Source organism: Caulobacter sp. BE264 (genome assembly GCF_031457805.1).
Classification (GTDB): Bacteria; Pseudomonadota; Alphaproteobacteria; order Caulobacterales; family Caulobacteraceae; genus Caulobacter.
On the sequence record NZ_JAVDXI010000009.1, the window covers coordinates 78,172 to 97,693 of the forward strand.

Annotated in this window: 23 protein-coding genes and 1 pseudogene; 11 read left to right on the forward strand and 13 right to left on the reverse strand. The window is 67.0% G+C overall.

The features are described 5' to 3' along the window. Positions 1-30: 30 nt before the first annotated feature. The 5 genes from J2X45_RS18700 to obgE form a co-directional block, all read right to left on the reverse strand. Complete coding sequence (locus tag J2X45_RS18700; RefSeq protein ID WP_310217907.1) at positions 31-597, reverse strand: hypothetical protein; 567 nt, start codon at positions 595-597, stop codon at positions 31-33. Positions 598-780: 183 nt separating this feature from the next. Further along, positions 781-1,359 (reverse strand): hypothetical protein, encoded by a 579-nt coding sequence (locus J2X45_RS18705; protein WP_310217910.1) that lies wholly within the window; start codon positions 1,357-1,359, stop codon positions 781-783. A 33-nt stretch (positions 1,360-1,392) separates the two neighbouring features. Beyond that, on the reverse strand, positions 1,393-2,922 hold the full coding sequence (locus J2X45_RS18710; protein ID WP_310217913.1) for a UbiD family decarboxylase: 1,530 nt from the start codon (positions 2,920-2,922) through the stop codon (positions 1,393-1,395). A 22-nt stretch (positions 2,923-2,944) separates the two neighbouring features. Then, the gene (gene proB / locus J2X45_RS18715) at positions 2,945-4,078 is read right to left on the reverse strand and encodes a glutamate 5-kinase (protein WP_310217916.1); all 1,134 of its coding nucleotides are present in this window, start codon (positions 4,076-4,078) and stop codon (positions 2,945-2,947) included. After that, a complete protein-coding gene (gene obgE, locus J2X45_RS18720) occupies positions 4,075-5,139 on the reverse strand; it encodes a GTPase ObgE (RefSeq protein ID WP_310217919.1) in 1,065 nt (354 codons plus the stop codon). Before obgE ends, proB begins: the two co-directional genes overlap by 4 nt. A gap of 207 nt (positions 5,140-5,346) precedes the next feature. Between obgE and J2X45_RS18725 the strand changes: the two genes are divergently transcribed. Further along, positions 5,347-6,306 (forward strand): hypothetical protein, encoded by a 960-nt coding sequence (locus J2X45_RS18725; protein ID WP_310217920.1) that lies wholly within the window; start codon positions 5,347-5,349, stop codon positions 6,304-6,306. 4 nt (positions 6,307-6,310) lie between these two features. On the opposite strand, the gene J2X45_RS18730 is transcribed toward J2X45_RS18725, so the two are convergent. The 3 genes from J2X45_RS18730 to rplU all read right to left on the reverse strand — a co-directional run bounded on the left by J2X45_RS18730 (position 6,311) and on the right by rplU (position 7,842). Continuing rightward, positions 6,311-6,844 (reverse strand): GNAT family N-acetyltransferase, encoded by a 534-nt coding sequence (locus tag J2X45_RS18730; RefSeq protein WP_310217921.1) that lies wholly within the window; start codon positions 6,842-6,844, stop codon positions 6,311-6,313. Between the two features lie 182 nt (positions 6,845-7,026). Next, a complete protein-coding gene (rpmA, locus tag J2X45_RS18735) occupies positions 7,027-7,296 on the reverse strand; it encodes a 50S ribosomal protein L27 (protein ID WP_010918207.1) in 270 nt (89 codons plus the stop codon). A gap of 30 nt (positions 7,297-7,326) precedes the next feature. Further along, positions 7,327-7,842, reverse strand: a complete 516-nt coding sequence (gene rplU / locus J2X45_RS18740) for a 50S ribosomal protein L21 (protein ID WP_310217923.1) — start codon at positions 7,840-7,842, stop codon at positions 7,327-7,329. Positions 7,843-8,045: 203 nt separating this feature from the next. On the opposite strand from rplU, the gene J2X45_RS18745 reads away from it, so the two are divergent. Both J2X45_RS18745 and J2X45_RS18750 read left to right on the forward strand, forming a co-directional pair. Then, positions 8,046-8,675, forward strand: coding sequence for a hypothetical protein (locus tag J2X45_RS18745; RefSeq protein WP_310217925.1), 630 nt, complete (start codon positions 8,046-8,048; stop codon positions 8,673-8,675). Positions 8,676-8,717: 42 nt separating this feature from the next. Next, positions 8,718-9,815 (forward strand): GTP-binding protein, encoded by a 1,098-nt coding sequence (locus J2X45_RS18750; RefSeq protein ID WP_310217928.1) that lies wholly within the window; start codon positions 8,718-8,720, stop codon positions 9,813-9,815. 11 nt (positions 9,816-9,826) lie between these two features. Here J2X45_RS18750 and J2X45_RS18755 read toward each other — a convergent pair. Both J2X45_RS18755 and J2X45_RS18760 read right to left on the reverse strand, forming a co-directional pair. Further along, positions 9,827-9,930, reverse strand: a pseudogene (locus tag J2X45_RS18755) (hypothetical protein); the annotation flags it as partial. A 79-nt stretch (positions 9,931-10,009) separates the two neighbouring features. Next, positions 10,010-10,468: a biopolymer transporter ExbD gene (locus J2X45_RS18760; RefSeq protein WP_082749393.1), complete on the reverse strand. Its 459-nt coding sequence runs from the start codon at positions 10,466-10,468 to the stop codon at positions 10,010-10,012. A 243-nt stretch (positions 10,469-10,711) separates the two neighbouring features. On the opposite strand from J2X45_RS18760, the gene J2X45_RS18765 reads away from it, so the two are divergent. After that, positions 10,712-11,743 (forward strand): WD40 repeat domain-containing protein, encoded by a 1,032-nt coding sequence (locus tag J2X45_RS18765; protein WP_310217931.1) that lies wholly within the window; start codon positions 10,712-10,714, stop codon positions 11,741-11,743. A 21-nt stretch (positions 11,744-11,764) separates the two neighbouring features. On the opposite strand, the gene J2X45_RS18770 is transcribed toward J2X45_RS18765, so the two are convergent. After that, the gene (locus tag J2X45_RS18770) at positions 11,765-12,427 is read right to left on the reverse strand and encodes a nitroreductase (protein WP_310217935.1); all 663 of its coding nucleotides are present in this window, start codon (positions 12,425-12,427) and stop codon (positions 11,765-11,767) included. 84 nt (positions 12,428-12,511) lie between these two features. Here J2X45_RS18770 and mtgA point away from each other — a divergent pair, with 84 nt between their 5' ends. Together mtgA and J2X45_RS18780 are read left to right on the forward strand one after the other, a co-directional pair. After that, positions 12,512-13,201 carry a monofunctional biosynthetic peptidoglycan transglycosylase gene (gene mtgA / locus J2X45_RS18775; RefSeq protein WP_310217937.1) on the forward strand — a complete coding sequence of 230 codons (690 nt, stop codon included), beginning with the start codon at positions 12,512-12,514 and terminating at the stop codon, positions 13,199-13,201. 13 nt (positions 13,202-13,214) lie between these two features. Next, positions 13,215-13,763, forward strand: a complete 549-nt coding sequence (locus J2X45_RS18780; RefSeq protein WP_310217940.1) for a GNAT family N-acetyltransferase — start codon at positions 13,215-13,217, stop codon at positions 13,761-13,763. A 9-nt stretch (positions 13,764-13,772) separates the two neighbouring features. Here J2X45_RS18780 and J2X45_RS18785 read toward each other — a convergent pair whose 3' ends face one another. Further along, on the reverse strand, positions 13,773-14,543 hold the full coding sequence (locus J2X45_RS18785; protein ID WP_310217942.1) for a molybdenum-dependent transcriptional regulator: 771 nt from the start codon (positions 14,541-14,543) through the stop codon (positions 13,773-13,775). A 71-nt stretch (positions 14,544-14,614) separates the two neighbouring features. Between J2X45_RS18785 and modA the strand changes: the two genes are divergently transcribed. Together modA and modB are read left to right on the forward strand one after the other, a co-directional pair. Further along, complete coding sequence (modA, locus tag J2X45_RS18790; RefSeq protein WP_310217945.1) at positions 14,615-15,373, forward strand: molybdate ABC transporter substrate-binding protein; 759 nt, start codon at positions 14,615-14,617, stop codon at positions 15,371-15,373. Positions 15,374-15,375: 2 nt separating this feature from the next. Next, a complete protein-coding gene (modB, locus tag J2X45_RS18795; RefSeq protein ID WP_310217947.1) occupies positions 15,376-16,050 on the forward strand; it encodes a molybdate ABC transporter permease subunit in 675 nt (224 codons plus the stop codon). Positions 16,051-16,072: 22 nt separating this feature from the next. Here the strand turns inward: modB and J2X45_RS18800 are convergent, their stop codons facing one another. Beyond that, complete coding sequence (locus J2X45_RS18800) at positions 16,073-16,900, reverse strand: LytTR family DNA-binding domain-containing protein (RefSeq protein WP_310218053.1); 828 nt, start codon at positions 16,898-16,900, stop codon at positions 16,073-16,075. Between the two features lie 62 nt (positions 16,901-16,962). Here J2X45_RS18800 and J2X45_RS18805 point away from each other — a divergent pair, with 62 nt between their 5' ends. Genes J2X45_RS18805 through J2X45_RS18815 form a run of 3 tightly spaced genes read left to right on the forward strand, consistent with a single transcriptional unit; the run spans position 16,963 to position 19,459 of the window. Then, positions 16,963-17,523 (forward strand): DUF2306 domain-containing protein, encoded by a 561-nt coding sequence (locus tag J2X45_RS18805; RefSeq protein WP_310217949.1) that lies wholly within the window; start codon positions 16,963-16,965, stop codon positions 17,521-17,523. Between the two features lie 37 nt (positions 17,524-17,560). After that, positions 17,561-17,998 (forward strand): DUF2141 domain-containing protein, encoded by a 438-nt coding sequence (locus tag J2X45_RS18810; RefSeq protein WP_310217953.1) that lies wholly within the window; start codon positions 17,561-17,563, stop codon positions 17,996-17,998. Between the two features lie 9 nt (positions 17,999-18,007). Beyond that, a complete protein-coding gene (locus tag J2X45_RS18815; RefSeq protein ID WP_310217955.1) occupies positions 18,008-19,459 on the forward strand; it encodes a carotenoid oxygenase family protein in 1,452 nt (483 codons plus the stop codon). Positions 19,460-19,522 lie beyond the last annotated feature (63 nt).

Genomic DNA, 19,522 nt, shown 5'->3' on the forward strand with positions numbered 1-19,522 from the left:
CCCTGGCAAGAGCCGTTGGGGCAGGGGCGGTTAGAAGGTGAAGAGCACCACCAGGAAGATCGCGTTGAGGATCGCCAGAGCGACGTGATTGACCGCGCGATTACGGACGAACAGCAAGACCGCTAGCAACAGGTAGAAGGCGAACATCAACGTCGCGTTCAGGCCCATCCAGCGCGCTTCGAGCGTCTCGCTGAACCCCCGGATCAGAACAGCATTGACCTCGAAGCCGAGAACGCTGCCCAAGGCCATCCCCCCGATCAGGAGCGGACGGTGCCGATCATAGTAATCGTCCAGATCGGTGGTGTTGCCACCGTCGTTCGGCGCCGTCAGCGTCGCCAGCAAATAGTAGAGGCTGGCGGTGATCACGCCGTTTGTGACGAGTCTCAGGCTCAGGTCGGCGAGGCCCAGGATACGACCGCCGTTGTTGATCAGGCTGCAGATGTCCAGCAGCAACAGCAGCATGAACAGCGGCATCGACCAGCCGATCCGGATGCCGTCCCGCGCGCGCGCAATCCGCGCCACGTTCGACATCAGCTTGGCGACAGCCAGGGCCAGCAGAGCGCCATAGACAGTGAAGAAGATCTCGATGGCGTCCATGTGTCCCCCAGGCGGCGAGTCACAGGTTAGCGAGTTGGCGCCAAGGCGTCATCGGGAGCGTGGGCGCCTGTCCAGCCGTCAGCGCCAGAAAGGACCTGATCAACGCTTCTGATCGATTGCCTGTCAGCCGCAGTCTGCGACGCTCGACGCCAGCCAGCCGTGCTGACGGCGTTCCAAGCCCCCTCAGATGGACGGCAGTCGGAGGAACGAGGCGACGTTGACCGACAGCATCAGCACCATCAGTCCAAGGTTCACCATCTTGTTCCGCGTGAGCATGATCGCGCCGATGCAGGCGAAAAAGGTCAGGGGCTGCCAGCTTTGCGACAGGTTGGTCCAGAACGCGAGCCGCTGAGCGAAACCCGCGGGCGTCAATGACGGCGTCACTTCGAACATCACCAAACCGGCTATGGCGATACAGGCCATGATCAGTCTGCGGTGCCGTAGATAGACGGCGTCCAGATCAGGCTCCTCCGTCAGGTCTCGCGGCAGGACGATCGCGGCCGCGAGATAGTAGAGCGAGGCCGCGAAAAGGCTGAGCACGACAATGAGATAATTCAGCGGACGGTCATTGTAGAGCAGATAGGCCGTCACCCAGAAGCCGCACAGATCCGTCAGCAACACCGCGATCAGAACGGGTGTCAGCAGTCCGATCCGAACGCCCTTGGCGTCATGGGTCAGCCGTGCGACGCCGCCGATGATCTCGACCACCGACAGGCCCAGAACCAGCCCGTAAAGCGAAAAGAAGAACTCGAACCCGCTCATCAATGGCCCCCCGACCGTTGTTGCGCCTTGACCCTATTTCCAGATCGGTTTGCCGTCACCCGGCAGGCCCAGCCTCGCCCACTTCTCGCTGACGGTGTCGATCACCGCCTGGTCCATGCGGATCTCCTCGCCCCATTCGCGCTTGGTCTCGGGCGGCCACTTGTCGGTGGCGTCGAGGCCGATCTTGGAGCCGAGGCCGCTCTCGGGGCTGGCGAAGTCCAGATAGTCGATCGGGGTATGTTCGATCACCGTGATGTCCCGCGCCGGGTCCATCTTGGTGCTGATCGCCCACATCACGTCCTTCCAGTCGCGGGCGTTGATGTCGTGGTCCACGACGATCACCCACTTGGTGTACATGAACTGGCGCAGATAGCTCCAGACGCCCAGCATCACGCGCTTGGCGTGGCCGGGATAGGCCTTCTTCATCGACACCACAGCGATGCGGTAGCTGCAGCCCTCGGGCGGCAGCCAGAAGTCGACGATCTCGGGAAACTGCTGGCGGATTAGCGGGATGAACACCTCGTTCAGCGCCTCGCCCAGCACGCTGGGCTCGTCCGGCGGCCGGCCGGTGAAGGTGGTCAGGTAGATCGGGTCCTTGCGCATGGTGATCGCCGTCACCTGGAAGACCGGGAACTTCTCGACGCTGTTGTAGTAGCCGGTGTGGTCGCCGTAGGGCCCCTCGTCGGCGAACTCGTCGAGCAGGACGTGACCCTCGATGACGATCTCGGCGTGGGCCGGGACCATCAGCGGCACGGTCTTGGCCGGGACGAGGTCGACCTTGGCGCCGCGCAGCAGGCCGGCGAACTGGTACTCCGACAGGGTGTCTGGCACCGGCGTCACGGCCGCCAGGATCGTGCCGGGATCCGCCCCCAGCACGGCGCACGCGGGCAGGGGCTCCTTCGAGCCGGCCTTCTTGTGGCGGGCGTAGTGCTGGGCGCCGCCGCGATGAGCCAGCCAGCGCATGACGCACTTGTCCTTGCCCAGCACCTGCATCCGGTAGATGCCGAGGTTGAAGTCGTCCTCGCGGTCCTTGCTCGGGCCCTTGGTGACGACCAGCGGCCAGGTGATCAGCGGCGCGGGCTCGCCCGGCCAGCAGGTCTGGACCGGCAGCTTGGAGAGATCGATCTGGTCGCCGGTCAGGACGATCTCCTGCACGGGGGCCTTCTTCACCGTCCCGGGCCGCATGCTCATGACCGTCTTGGCCAACGGCAGCATATCGAGGGCGTCCTTGAGGCCTTTCGGCGGCTGGGGCTGGCGCAGGAAGGCCAGCAGTTCGCCAACCTCGCGCAGTTCCCCGGCCGTCTCGCGCGGCTCGCCGCCCAGGGTGACGCCCATAGCCACGCGCTTGACCGTGCCGAAAAGGTTGGCCAGCGCCGGCATCTCCGAGCGCGAGCCGTCGGGCAGCAACACATGTTCGAACAGGACAGCCGGGCCGCCGGTCGCAAGCAGTCGCGTCTGGATCTCGGTCATTTCCAGCACGCTGGACACCGGCTCCTTCACGCGGACCAGCTCGCCCTTGGCCTCCAGGACATCGATGAATTCGCGGAGGGATCGATAGGCCATGTGATGCTCGTACTGGAAAGGTCTAGCTGGCTACGGCGAGGTCGTCGGCGTGGATCATCGGACCCTCGGTAAAACCGAGTTCGGCCTCGATCGCGTCCGATCGCAGTCCCGCGATCCGCTGGGCGTCGGCGCTGTCATAGCGGACGAGGCCGCGCGCGACCTCGCGCCCGGTCTCGTCGCGGACGCGGACCGCGTCGCCCTTGTCGAACGGCCCTTCCACAGCGCGGACGCCGGCCGCCAGCAAGCTCTTGCCCGCCATCAGCGCCGTTGCGGCCCCAGTGTCGACCGTGACCCAGCCCTGCGGCGCCAGGGAGCCTGCGATCCAGGCCTTGTACGCCGCCGTCGGAGAACCGCCCGCCTCGATCAACGTCGCCTTGGCGCCGTTCGCGATCTCGGCCAGGGGGCGAGGCCGGGAGCCCAGCGTGATCAGGGTGGCGCAGCCGGCGGCGCGGGCGATGCGGGCGGCGGCGATCTTCGTGGCCATGCCGCCCGTGCCGACCCCCGCCGCAGCGTTGGCGCCGTCCGCCATGTCTGCGATTTCGGGTGTGATCTCGGCCACGCGCGCGATGTGCTCGGCCTTGGGGTTCTTGCGCGGGTCGGCGGTGTAGAGGCCGTCGATGTCCGACAGCAGCACCAGGAGGTCGGCGCCGGCCATCTGGGCGACGCGCGCAGCGAGGCGATCATTGTCGCCGTAGCGGATTTCCTCAGTCACGACCGTGTCGTTCTCGTTGACCACGGGCACCACGCCAAGGCCCATCAGCGTTTCGGTGGTCGCCCTGGCGTTCAGCCAGCGGCGGCGCATCTCGGTGTCGTCCCGGGTCAGCAGGATCTGGGCGACGCCGATCCCGTGGGGCTCGAACGCCTCTTCCCAGGCGCGCATCAGGAGGCTTTGACCCGCCGCAGCGGCGGCCTGCTTCTCAGGAAGGGTGGCGCGCTGACTGCTCAGGCCAAGGCGACGGCGACCCAGCGCGACGGCGCCCGACGAGACCACGAGAACCTGCTTCCCGGCGGCGCGAAGCGCGGCGGCGTCGGCGCAGAACGCTTCCAGCCAGGCGCGGTTGGCCGCGCCGGTTTCGGCGTCGACCAACAGGGCCGAGCCGACCTTGAACACGATGCGACGGGCGGCCTCAAAGGCTTCCCGGGAGCCCGATGTCACGGCGTCCAGCCTCCGGGAGTCTCGTCCACGTGATCTTCGTCGTCCTCGATCTCGTCCTCGAGATCTCCGCGGCGGATGCGCACCTGCTTGTAGGCCGCGCGCAGCAACTCGGTGACGCCCTGGCCAGAGACACCCGAGACAAGCCGAGGCTTGACGCCCGAGGCGGCTTCCAGCTCGGCGACCTTCTCGGCGAGGGTCTCCTCGTCGAGGGCGTCGATCTTGTTCAGGGCCAGGATCTCGGCCTTGTCGGCGAGTTCGTCGCCATAGGCCTCGAGCTCGCCTCGGATCGTCTCGTACGCCCCCGCGACATCATCCTGGGTCGCGTCGATCAGGTGGATCAAGGTGGCCGATCGCTCGACGTGGCCAAGGAAGCGGGTGCCCAGGCCTGCGCCTTCAGAGGCGCCTTCGATCAGGCCGGGAATGTCGGCCAGGACGAAGCGTTCGCTGCTCGACAGGTCCACGACGCCGAGGTTCGGCGTGAGGGTGGTGAACGGATAGTCGGCGATCTTCGGTTTGGCGGCGCTGGCCGCGGCCAGGAAGGTCGACTTGCCGGCGTTGGGCAGGCCCACGAGGCCGACATCGGCGATCAGTTTCAGCCGTAGCCAGATCCAGCGCTCCTCGCCGTCCTGGCCGGGATTGGCGTATTTCGGCGCCTGGTTGACCGGTCCCTTGAAGTGCAGGTTGCCCCAGCCGCCATTGCCGCCCTTGGCCAGCAGGATGCGCATCCCGGCGTGGTCGAGATCCGCGATCAGGGTCTCCTTGTCCTCCTCCAGCACCTCGGTGCCGACCGGCACCTTCAGGACCACGTCTTCGCCGGCGGCGCCGTGGCGCGCTCTGCCCATGCCATGGACGCCGGTCCCGGCCTTGAAGTGCTGCTGGTAGCGGTAGTCGATCAGAGTGTTCAGGCCTTCGACGGCCTCAATCCACACATCGCCGCCGCGACCGCCATCGCCGCCGTCCGGGCCGCCGTACTCGATGTACTTCTCGCGGCGGAACGACACCGATCCGCCGCCGCCGTTCCCGGAGCGGATGTAGATCTTGCATTGGTCCAAGAATTTCATGGGGCTCTTTTGTCCCAAGGCGTCCCGCGCGTCGAGCCCAATCGCCGTTGGGACGCTTCAGGGCCTGTGTCGCTTGGTCACGGGCCGGGTTGTCCTGAAGCCGCGATCAGCGTTCGTCGTCGTGACGAAATGTTAAACCACGGAGTGCGACAAAGAGTCTTGGCAGCAAAACCGTGGTTTTTGCTACGGCCGATCAGGAGGCTGACCTTGGCGAGCGAAGAAGAGGGCATGGCGTTGCTGGCGAAGGATCTGCGCGATCTGTCGACGCAGGAACTCCACCGCAAGTATAGCGCCGAGGCTTCTGCGCATCGCAACATCTTGATCGGTCGGGGCACAGGCGTTGCGCCGCAGTGGCGCGATTTCAGGGTCTTTATTGGTGAGGTGGGGCCCAAGCCGTCCGCCGAGCACACACTCGTGCTGCTCAATCGATACGAGCGCACCTATGGCCCGGGCCGCGCCCGCTGGATGACCGCCGAGGAGCAAGCCGCGCACGAAGCCGAGTTCGATCGCCTGCGCGCCGAGCAGATGCGCGAGGAGCAACTGCTCCTGCACAAGGCCGCCGCCACCAGGCGCGCCAGCACGCCGGGCGCGCCTTCCTTCGGGCAATGGACCCCGATGGGCGGCAAGCTGGTCACCTATCCTGATGTGGCCAAGCGTCTGGCCATTCCGGTCAATGCGCTTTCCAAGACCATGCCGCCGGGCTCCAGCGCCGATGAACTGGTCAAGCGGGCGGCGACGTCGGCAGATCTGATCAACGAGAACGCCACCTGGCTGCCGCCGGACCCCGTCCGTAAGGCCGGTTTCTTCGAGGCCTACCGGATCTGGCACCTGCAGGTTCAGCCGCAGTTCGGTCGCGCCGCGACGCCGACGTTCCTCTTCCTCTACATCGCCCTGCCGGTCATGAAGCAGTGCCGTGACGAGCTGATGGACCTGGATCTGTGGAACCCGCTGGGCCAGCGGGCCCTGAATGCGCGCGACAATCACCCAGCGTGGAAGAAGTACACCGAGTTCATGCCGCGTGCTCAGGTGGCGATGATGGAGATCCCCATCTATGCGACCTATTCGCTGCTCAGCGATCTGGACGCCCTGTGCGAGCGGATCGTCACCGCCGAGAAGCGCTTCCGTGAAGGTCCGCAGAAGGTGATCCACACCCACCGCGCGGCTTAAGCCCTCAGGCCAGCCACACCATCATGCGTGTCGCCGCCGGCTCGCCGCGCGCGATCGACGGCTTGTGCTCCACGACGCCGGTATAGAGGAAGCCGGCCTTGATCAGCACGCGCCCTGAGGCCTCGTTGTCGGCGAAGTGGCCCGCCGTGACATACCGCTTTCGCCAAGCCGAGCGAGCCCAGTCCAGCGCGCCGCGCGCGGCTTCAGTGGCGTAGCCGCGGCCCCAGTAGGGGCGACCGATCCAGTAGCCCATCTCCACCGGTCCGTCGGGATTTGTGAACAGGCCGACCACACCGATCAAGCCCTCGTCCGCCAGCGCGATGGCGAATGTGTTGTCCCGAGAGCGATCCTGCGTCCCGCACCGGGCCACGAAGTCCTCAGCATGGGCGCGCGTGTAGGGCGACGGCATGCGCGTGGTCATGCGCGCCACGTCATGGTCGATGCAGAACGCCGCCACGCGCTCAATGTCGGCCTGGGCCGGGGCGCGCAGCGTCAGGCGCTGAGTTTCCACGACAGGACTTTCTTCGATGACGCACATCGGCGCCTCCCAGGTTCTTCCGGTCCTCTTTCATCCGGGACCGTGACGCCGCCATGGCGAAGCTTGTTTCGGCGGCGAGACAAAACAAAAGCGGGGAGCCCGGCGTCCGGACTCCCCGCTAGAGATCGTCTGTCCGGATCGTCTTCTTGCGAAGCACGACCCGAAAGAACCTTGGATCGTGCTTACTCGGCCGGCTGGGCGGCCGGGGTCACGGTCACGTAGGTGCGATTGTGCTTCTTGGTCACGAAGCCCACGGCGCCCTGAACAAGCGCGAAGAGGGTGTGATCCTTGCCAATGCCCACGCCCGAACCCGGGTAGAACTTGGTGCCGCGCTGACGCACGAGGATGTTGCCGGCGAGAACCTTCTCGCCGCCGAACTTCTTTACGCCAAGGCGCTTCGACTCTGAGTCGCGACCGTTGCTGGACGAGCCGCCTGATTTCTTGTGAGCCATCTTGCTCTCCTACCTTAGAAGGCGTCGCCCTTAGGCTTCGCCTTCCTCCGTCTTGGCGGCAGCCTTCTTAGGGGCGGCCTTCTTCTTCGGGGCGGCTTCGGCCTTGGCCGGAGCGGCTTCGACCGGAGCCGGGATCGTCGCCGGAACGGCGGCGTCGCCGAGGCCGCGAGCGCGGGCGTTCAGGATGACCTTCGGGGTCAGGTCAATCGAACCTTCCCACTTGGCTTCCTTGCCAGCGCCAGCGACCGACGTGACGCGCACGACGGATTCAAATTGGCGGTGGCCGCGGGTGCGGCGGTAGCCCTGGCGGCGGATCTTCTTGAAGATCTTCACCTTCTCGCCCTTGCGGGTTTCGAGCAGGGTTCCGGAGACGACAGCGCCGTCCACGGTGGGGGCGCCGACCGTCACGGCCTCGCCTTCGCCAAGCATCAGGACTTCACCGAAGGCCACGGCAGCGCCGGGTTCACCTTCGAGCTTTTCGACCACCAGCAGGTCGCCGGCTTGAACCCGGTACTGCTTGCCGCCGGTTTTGATCACCGCGTACATAGGTTAGCGCCTTAAAAACGTGCGTTCGCAAAATAGGGAACGCCCGCTCGGAAACCCGGCGGGCGAAGAGGGCGCGACTTATACAGCCCAAGGCCCGGGAGTCAACGGCGTAGCGGAGGATTCAGCCGAGGCGCGCGACGAAACTACGCAAGTGGGTGGGAAGCCTCTGGAATGTTACTTTATAACACGCTATATGCCCTTCCGTGACCTCGCCCTTCTTCGCCTCGATCGCCGTCACCGCCTTCGCGGTCGCCTTCCTGCACGCCGCGCTGCCGACACACTGGTTGCCGTTCGTGCTGGTGGGGCGCGCGCAGAAGTGGTCGACCGGCCGCACGCTGGGCGTCACGCTGCTGGCGGGCGTTGGTCACGTCGGTCTGACGATCGCGCTCGGCTTGGCGCTAGTGCTGGCGGGCATGGCTCTGCAGCCGTCGCTGGGCGGACTGTTTCACCTGATCGTGGGCGGGCTGATGATCGCGGTCGGCGTCTTTTATATTATGCGGGGGCGGCACAACCACGCGCTGCCTGAGGCCAGCCGCCGGACCTACGCTTCAGACCGGGCCGCCGTCGCCGCCTTGGTGACGCTCCTGACGCTGTCGCCCTGTGAGGCTTTCCTGCCCTATTATCTGGCGGGTATGGAGCACGGCTGGGTCGCCTTCCTGGTGCTGAGCGGCGTGCTGATGGCCGCCACCGCGGCGGGCATGCTGATCTTCACCAGCCTGAGCCTGGCCGGCTTCAAGCGCCTGGGCCTGCAATGGGTCGAGCGCTACGAGGAAACCATCCTGGGTGTCGCCCTTGTTCTGGTCGGTCTCGCCGTCGCGTTCCTCAAGACGTAAAGCCCGCTTTCGTTCGGCGGTCAGGGCGCCTAAATAGCGGCCATGACCCAGACTGTTCCGACCTCCGGCAAGATCCCCGTCACCGTGCTCACCGGCTATCTCGGCGCCGGCAAGACCACGTTGCTCAACCGCATCCTCACCGAGGAGCACGGCAAGCGCTACGCCGTGATCGTCAACGAGTTCGGCGAGGTCGGCATCGACAACGACCTGGTGGTCGGCGCCGATGAGGAAGTGTTCGAGATGAACAACGGCTGCGTCTGCTGCACCGTTCGCGGCGACCTGATCCGCGTCCTCCAGGGGTTGATGAAGCGCAAGGGCGGTTTCGACGCCATCATCGTTGAGACGACGGGCCTGGCCGATCCGGGCCCGGTGGCCCAGACCTTCTTTGTCGATGACGACGTCAAGGCGCGCACCGCGCTCGACTCGGTCACGGCTGTGGTCGACGCCAAGCACATCCTGCTGCGCCTGTCGGACAGCAAGGAGGCGGTCGAGCAGATCGCCTTCGCCGACCAGATCGTGCTGAACAAGACCGACCTCGTGTCCGAGGACGATCTTCGCCACGTCGAGGCGCGCATCCGTCGGATCAATCCGCTGGCGCCGATCCATCGGGCTCAGCGCTCCAATGTTCCGCTGGACGCCATCCTGGGCAAGCACAGCTTCGATCTTGAGCGGATCACGGATCTGGAGCCGGACTTCCTCAATCCCGCCCATGGCGAGCCGGGTCACGTGCACGACGAGCACTGCGACCACCATCATCACCACCACGATCATGACCACGTGCATGACGAGCATTGCGGCCATGACCACCATCATCATCACGACGCCAAGAGCGACGTCCACGATGACGGCGTGAAGGGGATCTCGCTGACGCTGGACAAGCCGGTCGACGGGCAGAAGATCACCGCCTGGCTCAACGACCTGCTGGCCCGTCGCGGCCCGGATATCCTGCGCGCCAAGGGCATCATCGACGTGAAGGGCGAGGACAAGCGCCTCGTCTTCCAGGCGGTGCACATGATCCTGGAGGGCGACTTCCAGCGTCCGTGGACCGACAAGGACAAGCGCTACAGCCGCATGGTCTTCATCGGCCGCGATCTCGACGAGGCCGAGCTGCGGGCGGGCTTCGAGGCGACGGCGGCTTAGGGCGACTCTCAAATCCTCCCCCTCGAGGGGGAGGTGTCGACGAAGCCGACGGAGGGGAAGGAGCAGGCTCAGCAGGATTCCCCCCTCCGGCCTTCGGCCGCCTCCCCCACGAGGGGAGGATTTCAGACAAAGAAAAAGCCCCGGAGCCGTAGCTCCGGGGCTTTCATGTTTCTGGCTGTCGCCGAGGAGGATCTTTAGTGGATGTCCTCGTTGATCAGGCCGACCTTGAACCAGCCCGAGGTCTGCAGCTGGTTCAGCACGCCCATGAAGTCGGCATACAGCACGTCGGCGTCCGCGCGGATCATGATGCGCTGCTCGTCCTTGGCGCCAGCTTGGCCCGTGGCGGCGAACTTGGCGTTCAGATCATACTCGAGGTTGTCGAGGCTGCTCTGCTTGTCGGCGATGAAGATCGCGCCCGACTTCTGGATCGAGATGAAGACCGGTTCCTTCGGCTTCGGCGCGTTCGGGGGCGGCGGCACCGCCGGCGGCAGGTCGATCTTGATGGAGGTCACGGCCATCGGCACGGCGACCATGAAGATGATCAGCAGCACCAACAGAATGTCCACGAAGGGCGTGACGTTGATTTCGGAGTTCTGGCCCAGATCGTAACGGCCACCACCGCCGCCAGCAAGTTTAGCCGCCATAGCCTGCACTGTCTCCCAGAAGGCCGCGCGCGTCGCACAGGCCTGAAATGTCGTTACCTCGCCACGTCTGGCGCAGACGGGCGCGGAAGTAAAGCCCGACGACGCGGCGCAATAGCAACCCCCTTTTTGACTCTTTTTGACGGAACGCCGTTCGAATGGGCGCCGGGCCGCGCCGGGGTTCGCGCGACGCGCGAATGTGACGCTTTCCGAAAGAGTCTAGTCGTCGCGATCCTCCTGTCCTATCTCGCGCGCATGATCTTTTCGTTCGATGCTTTCGTCACCGACGCCCTGTTCGACCGCTCTGGCCGCGCCATGTTCGCCTTGGGCGACGGCACGGTTCGGCTGCAGACCAACGAGGGATTCGTCACGGTCGAGGCGCACGGCGGGCCGCTCGGCGGCGCGGTGCTTGCGGCGGCTGTCCACCCCAGCGGCGTCGGGATCGTCACCGGCGGCGACGACGGTCGCGTGGTCTGGAGCCGAATCGAAGGCGGCGAGGTCGTCGCGACCCTGATCGCCGAGGTGAAGAACAAGTGGATCGAGCATGTGGCCGCCAGCGCCGCCTCGGGCCTGATCGCCTTCACCGCCGGCAAGGAGGTCCATGTCCGCGACGCCGCCGATCCGGCCTTCGCGCGCGTGTTCGCGCATGAGAAGACGGTGTCGGGCCTGACGTTCGAACCCAAAGGCCGTCGTCTGGCTTCGGCGACCTATGGCGGCGCTAATCTCTGGTACGCGCGCATCGCCGACCAGAAGCCGACGATTCTCAAGTGGGCCGGCAGCCATATCGCGGTGGAATTCAGCCCCGACGGCAAGTTCCTGATCTCGTCCATGCAGGAAAACCAGCTGCACGGCTGGCGGCTGTCGGACGGCAAGGACATGCGGATGGGCGGCTATCCGTCCAAGATCAAGAGCGTGGCCTTCTTCGACAAGGGCAATCTCCTGGCCACGGCCGGCGCCTCGGGCGCGGTCATCTGGCCGTTCGCGGGCGCCAATGGCCCGATGGGCAAGGAGGCCGCCGAGATCGGCTTCTCGCGCGATTCGATGGTGGTTCGCGTCGCGGGGATCGATCCGCAGCCGGTCTGCATCGCCGGCCAGGACAACGGCAAGATCTGGGCCGCCCACATGCGCAACGGCCGCATCGAGACCCTCAAGGCCGAGAAGGGCGCTCCCATCAGCGCCCTCTCGGTCAGCGCCGACGGCAAGATGATGGCGTGGGGCGACGAGAGCGGCGAGGCCGGGGTGCTTCAGATCCCCGACCTGTCCGGTCCGCGCCAGTTCGTGGGGTAGTCTGGAAATCGGCAGTCAGGCCTAGAAGCCCTTCAGTTCCGCCCATTCCTCGAACGGCGCCCGGCGCGAGCGGAAATTGTTCACCGGCGCGTCGGCGTCGCGGTAGCCGAGCGCCATGCCGGAGAACAGCATGTGGCCCTCGGGCAGGCCGACATGCTCGTCGACCAGCTTGTTGTAGTGCGACCAGAACTCCTGCGGGCAGGTGTCGAGACCGCGCTCGACCGCCAGAAGCATGAAGGTCTGCATCAGCATGCCGACATCGCTCCACTGTGGCGGGCCGCAGCGGCGGTCGATCGAGAAGAACAGCTGCACCGGCGCGCCGAAGCCCTGGCCGTTGTTGGCGAACCACTGCAGGCGCTGCAGCTTGTCCTCGCGCGGAATGCCCAGCGCGCCGTACATGTCCTCGCCGACCTGGAAGCGACGGCTGCGCAGCGGCTCCCAAAGATTGGCCGGATAGACGTCGTACTCGGTGGGATCGGGCGAGGCCACGCGCTGCAGCATGGCGGCCTTCAGCGCCTCAAGCGGCGCGCCGCCGACGACCTGCACGCGCCAGGGCTGGAGATTGCCGCCCGACGGGGCTCGCGCGGCGGCTTCCAGCAATTCGCGGATCAGTCCGGCGTCGACCGGATCGGGCTTGAAGGCGCGCACCGACATGCGGCGGTTCACGGCGTCGATCACGTCCATCGAAAGCTCCCTTAACCCAATATGTTTATCCCGCGCGACAGCGGCGTTGGCTGTCGTTAGCATCCGTCCGCTGCGTCAAGACAAGTGGGGCGTTTCGTGCGGCGGCTTTTGCGCAATCTTTTGCTGGCCTTGTTCCTGGTGCTGGTCGCCGGGCCCGTGGTGGCGGTCATTCTCTATCGCTTCATCCCGCCGCCGGTGACCCCGCTGATGGTGATCCGCGCCGTCGAGGGGCGCGGGCTGGATCACCGCTGGCGGTCGATGGACAAGATCTCGCCAGCCCTGCCCCGCGCCCTGATCGCCGCCGAGGACGCCAAGTTCTGCGAGCATCGCGGGTTCGATTTCGAAGCCCTGCAGAAGGCCTACGAGAACAACGAATCGGGCCGGAAGATCCGGGGCGGCTCCACGATCAGCCAGCAGACGGCCAAGAACGTCTTCCTGTGGCCGGGGCGCTCCTATGTCCGCAAGGGGCTGGAGGCCTGGTTCACCGTGCTGATCGAGACCTTCTGGGGCAAGCGACGGATCATGGAGGTCTATATGAACTCCATCGAGTACGGCTCGGGCATCTATGGCGCGGAAGCCGCCGCGCAGCGTTACTTCGGCGTCAGCGCCGCCAAGCTCACCCAGGCCCAATCGGCTCGCCTGGCCGCCATCCTGCCCAGTCCCCTGAAGTGGAAGGTGATCAAGCCGGGCAAGTACGTCGCCAAGCGCACGAAGAAGATCGGCAAGGCTTCCGGCGCGGTGCGCCGCGACGGTCTGGCCGATTGCGTGGCCTAGGACGGAGATCGCCATGCCTGTTGCACCGGGGCCCACGCTCGAGACCGAACGCCTTGTCCTGCGACCGCCGGCTGACGAAGATCTCGACCGTTGGGCGCAGATGATGGCCGATCCGGTCGCGGCGCGCTTCATCGGTGGTCAGCAGCCCCGGGCCACGGCCTGGCGGTTCATGGCGACGATGGCGGGATCCTGGGCCCTGAACGGCTTTGGCATGTTCTCGCTCATCGAGAAGTCCTCCGGCCAATGGCTGGGGCGCGTCGGGCCCTGGCGTCCCGAGGGCTGGCCCGGGACCGAGGTCGGCTGGGGGCTGCACCCCGACGCCTGGGGACGGGGCTATGCGGTCGAGGCCGCGAGCGCGACGATCGACTGGGTGGTCGATCATCTGGGATGGACCGACGTCATCCACTGCATCGACCCTGAGAACACGCCGTCCCAGGCGGTCGCCGAGCGCCTAGGCTCGGTCAATCGCGGCGCGGGCCGATTGCCGCCGCCGTTTGAAGATCATGTCGTCGAGATCTGGGGGCAGACCGCTGACGCGTGGCGCGCCCGCCGCGCGCGTTAGTACGGACGCTCAGTCCACCGCCAGGATGATGTCGGCTGCGGCGATCGAGGCGACGACAGGATCGCCGACGGCAAGCCCCCAGCCGGGTGCGCCGGCCTCGACCGTAGCCACCAGAGACTTGCCGGCGGACAGACCGATCGTCACCTCGGCGGCGGCCTGACCGCCCTCGCGGTCGAGGATTCGCCCCTCCAGCCTGTTCTCCGCCAGAGTTTCGTCCAGCCGGATGAAGCTGGACTTGATCAGGGCGATGGCCGGACGACCCGACGCGAGACCAAGGTCCTCCACGCTGCGCCGGGTGACCCGGGCGATGAGCGCCAGACCCTCGCCGACCTCCAGGGTGACAGCGGCGGTGACATCGTCTGCGCTGACCATAGTCACGAGGCCGCGCAGGGCGTTGCGGGCGCTGGTGCGTAGGCCGAGGCTCCAGAGCAGTTCGGCGTCGCCGGACAGGTCGGCTTCCAGGCGCGCGAAGGCGGCGCTCACCTCTCGCTCGGCGGCGCGAAAGGCGCGGATCACCGCCTGACCCCGGGCGGTCACCTGCGCCGCGCCGCCGCCGCGCCCGCCCGGCGCGGCGCTGACCAGCGGCGCCTCGAACAGGTTGTTCAGCGCCTGCACGCCGTCCCAGGCGCCCTTGTAGGAGAGACCGACATCCTTGGCCGCCGAGGTGATCGAGCCATGACGCGCCACCGCCTCCAGTAAGGCGATGCGCTCCAATCCCACGCGCGCCAGCCCGTCACGCTTGAGGATCAGGGAGGCGCTGAAATAAGCGTCGTTGCTCACTGGTCGGGTCTCGATTTCATCGTTATGTGGTTTGACTTCATAACCGAAGCGCTTGGCTAGAGGCATATCAGATGATCACTCGCCGTCCGGCGCTGATCGCCGTTCTGACCGGCCTGTGGTCGCTGGCGGTGGCTGGCGCGGCCCTGGCCGGCGAGACCAAGGTGGCGGTCGCCGCCAACTTCACCGAACCGGCCATGGCGATCGCCGCGCGCTTCAAGGCCAGGACCGGCCATGAAGCCGTGCTCAGCTTTGGATCCTCGGGCCAGTTCTACACCCAGATCGCCAACGGCGCGCCGTACGAGGTGTTCCTGTCGGCCGATGTCGAGCGCCCGCAGAAGGCCGAGGCGGAGAGGCTGGCCGTCGTCGGATCGCGTTTCACCTACGCTACCGGGCGCCTGGTGCTGTTCAGCCGGACGCCGGGCCTTGTCGACGGTGGGGGCGCGGTGCTGGCCAGCAGCCGGTTCGACAAGCTGGCCATCGCCGATCCCAAGGCCGCGCCCTACGGCCAGGCGGCGATCGAAACCTTGACCAAGCTGAAGCGATACGACGCCGTACGGCCCAGGCTCGTCATGGGCGCCTCGATCAGCCAGGCCTTTCAGTTCGTCCAGACCGGCGCGGCCGAACTGGGCTTCGTTGCGCTGTCCCAGGTCGTGAACGACAAGGGCGGTTCGCGCTGGATCGTGCCGGCCGCGAACCACGCCCCGATCGAGCAGCAGGCGGTTCTGCTGAAGACCGGCGTGAACAACGACGCCGCCAAGGCCTTCCTGGCGTTCCTCAAGAGCGCCGAGGCCAAGGCGATCATCCGCCGCTACGGCTACGAGGCGCGCTGACCGTGGGCGAAGTGCTGTGGTTGACGGCGAAGCTGGCGGGGATCACCACCCTGCTTCTGCTGTTGCTGGCCACCCCGTTGTCCTGGTGGCTGGCCCGGGGCCGCTCGCCCCTGCGCACGCCCGTCACCGCCATCGTCGCCCTGCCGATCGTCCTGCCGCCGACGGTGCTGGGCTTCTACCTGCTGATCGCCCTGGGGCCGAACAGCCCGTTGATCGCGTTGCTGCAGCCCTTCGGCGTGCGGACCCTGGCCTTCACCTTCGAGGGGCTGGTGATCGGTTCGCTGATCTATTCGCTGCCGTTCGCTGTCCAACCCCTGCGCAACGCCTTTCTGGCCATCGGCGACGAGCCGCTGGAAGCCGCCGCCAGCCTCGGCGCCTCGCGCGCCCAGACCTTCTGGCGGGTGGCGCTGCCGCTGGCGGTTCCGGGCTATGTCGCCGCCGCCATCCTGACCTTCGCCCATACGGTCGGCGAGTTCGGGGTGGTGATGATGCTGGGGGGGAACATCCCGGGTGAGACGACGGTGCTGTCGACCGAGATCTATCGCCTGGTCGAGGCGCTGGAGTGGGGCGAGGCGCACCGCCTGTCGCTGCTGCTGCTGGCCTTCGCCTTCCTTGTCCTGACGGTTCTTCTGGCGCTGGAGGCGCGGTCGAAGATCCTGCTGCGCACGCGGGCGTGAAGCGCGGCCGCGACGCGATCAATCAGAACCAGCCCGCCTCGCGCAGCGCCTTGGCGTAGGCGCGGCTGACGGGCGCTTCGATCCCGCTCCTGAGCTTCAACGTCGCGCGCCCATCGCCGCGTCGGGCGTCTTCGACAGCCGTCTTGGCGACCCACCACGAGCGGTGTGTCTGGGCGCCTTCGATCCCTTCCAGCTCGGCTACGGCGTCGGACAGGCGCATCAGGATCAGGTCCTGGCCGCGCGAGGTGTGCAGGCGCAGATAGTGATCCTGCGCTTCAACGGCGTAGAGCTCGGCGCCGCGCAGTTTGGGCGGCAGGCGGTCGAGGAAACGGGGCGGCGAGGCTCCGGTCGGGGCGGCGTGGGTCTCCACGGGGCGCCGTTGAACCATGAAGTTCAGCGCGGTCATGCCCACCGTGACAATAAACACGGGCCCCAGATAGAGCGGCAGGGTGCGCGGGCGCGGCGGGCCGTGAAAGGCCAGCTCGCTGACCAGCCACACCACGCCCGTAAAGGGCAGGGTGATGCTGACCGCCGTCAGCGCGCCGTAAAGCCAGGGGCGCGCGTCGGCCCGGCCCTCACGCCCGATCAGGTGGGTGATCCCGGTTCCAACCACCGCGCCCGCCAGGCACAGGCCCACCCAATAGGCGAGGCGGACGCCGACCGGCGCGGCGTCGCTGCCGAACGCGCCGATCAGCGCCAGGAAGACGCCGGCCGCCGCCGATACGGCGAAGCCTCGGAGGCTGTCATGACGGGTCATGGCCGTTCGCGAAGCGTGAACGGCGTCGGCCAGCCGTTCGCGAAACGAGGCCGGCGACTGGCGCAACGACGATTGAGGCACGGACCCGACCACTCCACCAAGGCTTTCGACGGCGAGGCGATCCACCGCCCCCCTCGAACCGGGAGTGAAGGAAGATGGCCTCGCAAGGCAAGTCAATCTCGCAGACTTCGGATCGCTGGAGCGGTCTGCGCAACGCCGCGGCGGGCGTCGGCGCAGCGACGCTGATCGTTGCGCTGACGGCGCCGGGCGTGCTCGCCGATCTCGGCGCAGTCGCCGAGCATGCGGGCCTTCGACCCCACGCGCCGGACCTGTCGCGGATCGCCGCGGCGCCGACGGTCATCCAGGCTCATCTCTTCTCCGCCCTCACCGCTTTGGCCATCGGCGTTGTTCTGATGATGCGAGTGAAGGGTACCGGCCTGCACAAACTCCTGGGCTGGACCTGGGTCTTGGCCATGGGTTCGACGGCGGTCAGTTCGCTGTTCATCCGCGAGATCAACCACGGCGCCTTCAGCTTCATCCACCTGTTGTCGGGCTGGACGATCGTGGGCCTGCCGGGCGCGGTCTACGCCATCAAGCGCGGCAGGGTCTCGGCGCACCGCAAGGCCATGACCGGCATGTTCGTGGGTGGCCTGCTTCTGGCCGGCCTCTTCGCTTTTCTCCCCGGTCGCCTGCTCTGGACCGTGTTCCTGGGCTGACTCTCCCCCTCATCCAATCGCAAGAAGGACTAACCCCATGACCCTCGTTCGCACGCTCGCCCTGGCCCTGGCGGCCGCCTCCATCCTCGCTCCCGCCGCGCGCGCCCAGGAGGCGTTCGGCGAGCTGACCCTGACCTTCCCAGACCTGAAGGCCAAGCAGGGGCAGATCATGATCGCTGTCTTTGACAGCCCGCAGGGCTGGGCGTCCGGCAAGCCTGTCCGCTTCGCCAACGTCTCGGCCGCGGAGGATCCTGCCGCGGCCAAGATCCTGGCCCTGCCGCCGGGTTCCTATGCCGTGCGGGCGTTCCAGGATGTCGATGGCGACGGAAAGATGGCGACCAACCCCTTCGGCATGCCGACCGAGCCCTACGGCTTCTCGCGCGACGCCCAGCCGAACATGGGCCCGCCGTCGTTCGACGCCGCGGCTTTCGAGGTCAAGGCCGGCGCCAACACGCAATCCCTCCGCCTGAACTGAGGACCGAGCATGAACCGCCGTGACATCCTGCGTGGCGCGGCCCTGACGGGCGCCGCCGCAGTTCTTACCCCCGAAACTCTCTGGGCGGCCGCCGCCAGCGACTGGACCCTGGGCATGGCCGATGTCGAGGCGGACATCGCGCCAACCAACCTGTCGTTGGTTCATGGCCGGGCGCCGACCGAGCTGAAGGGCACGCTCTTCCGCAACGGTCCGGCCAAGTTCCGTCGTCCGGGCGGATCGGTGGGGCACTGGTTCGACGGCGACGGCATGGTCCGTAAGTTCCAGTTCGCGGACGGGCGGGCGCGCATGGCCGCGCGCTTCGTCGACACCGTCAAGCGACGCCAGGACGCCGCCGCCGATGCGGTGATCACCCCCGGCTATGGCACGCCTTCGGGGCCCGGCGCCCGGCTCGGCTCGGCCGACGACGCCAACGCCGCCAATACCTCGGTGATGATGGCGGGCGGCGAGCTCTGGGCGCTGTGGGAGGGCGGCTCGCCGACGGCGATGGACCCGGTCTCGCTGGAGACGCGGGGGTTCAAGGCGCTCAGCCCGGACATGAAGGGCATGCCGTTCCTGGCCCACCCGCGTGTCCAGCCCGACGGAACGGTCTGGAATCTTGGCCTCGCCAACAAGCGGGCGGTGGTCTGGAACCTGGCGGCCGACGGCGCCTTGCGGAAGGCCGAGATCATCGACCTGCCGCGCGCCAGCTACATGCACGACTTCACGGCGACGGCGCGGAGCCTTGTCATCCTTCTGCAGCCCTGGATGCGGGAGGGCTTCCGGATGCCGATCGCCACGACCATGGCCTGGCGTCCGGAGCTTGGCGCCCAGGTGCTGGTGCTCGACAAGAACGACCTCTCGAAGCGTCGCGTGTTCGAGTTGCCGCCGTTCTTCTTCTTTCACCTGGGCGACGCCTGGGAAGACTCCGACGGGACCATCCGTTTCGACGCCTGCATCGACAAGGACCCTTCGGGCACGGCGGCCAACGGCGGCGCGATCCTGCGCGGCGAGTTCCTCCAGGCCCCGCCGCCGCGCCGGGCCATGATCACCCTGCGCGCCAACGGCCAGGCCGAGCTGGCCGCCGAGGCGGTCAGCGCCGAGTTCCCGCGCTCGGATCCGCGCTTCGCGGGCCTGGCGCGGCGCTACGCGGTGCATCTGACCAACGAGCGGCCCGACCGTCCCCTGTTCCAGAGCGTAGCCGTCCGCGACTGGAAGAAGGACCGCGATCAGGTCTTCGACTTCGGCGCGCGTCACCTGGTCGAGGAGATGGTGTTCGCGCCGCGTCCCGGGTCTTCAGCGGAACTGGACGGCTGGCTGGTCGGCACGACGATCAACCTCGACGCCCGCGCGACCGAGCTGCACGTGTTCGACGCCCGCCATGTGGATCGGGGCCCCATGGCGACCTGGCGCGCGCCAGTGGCCTTGCCGGTGACTTTCCATGGAGTGTTCGCCGGCGCCTGAGCGAACGGCGGTCCTTGCCAGGGCCGCCGGGTTGCGCCTATCCGAGGGCGGAGCTTCATCAAG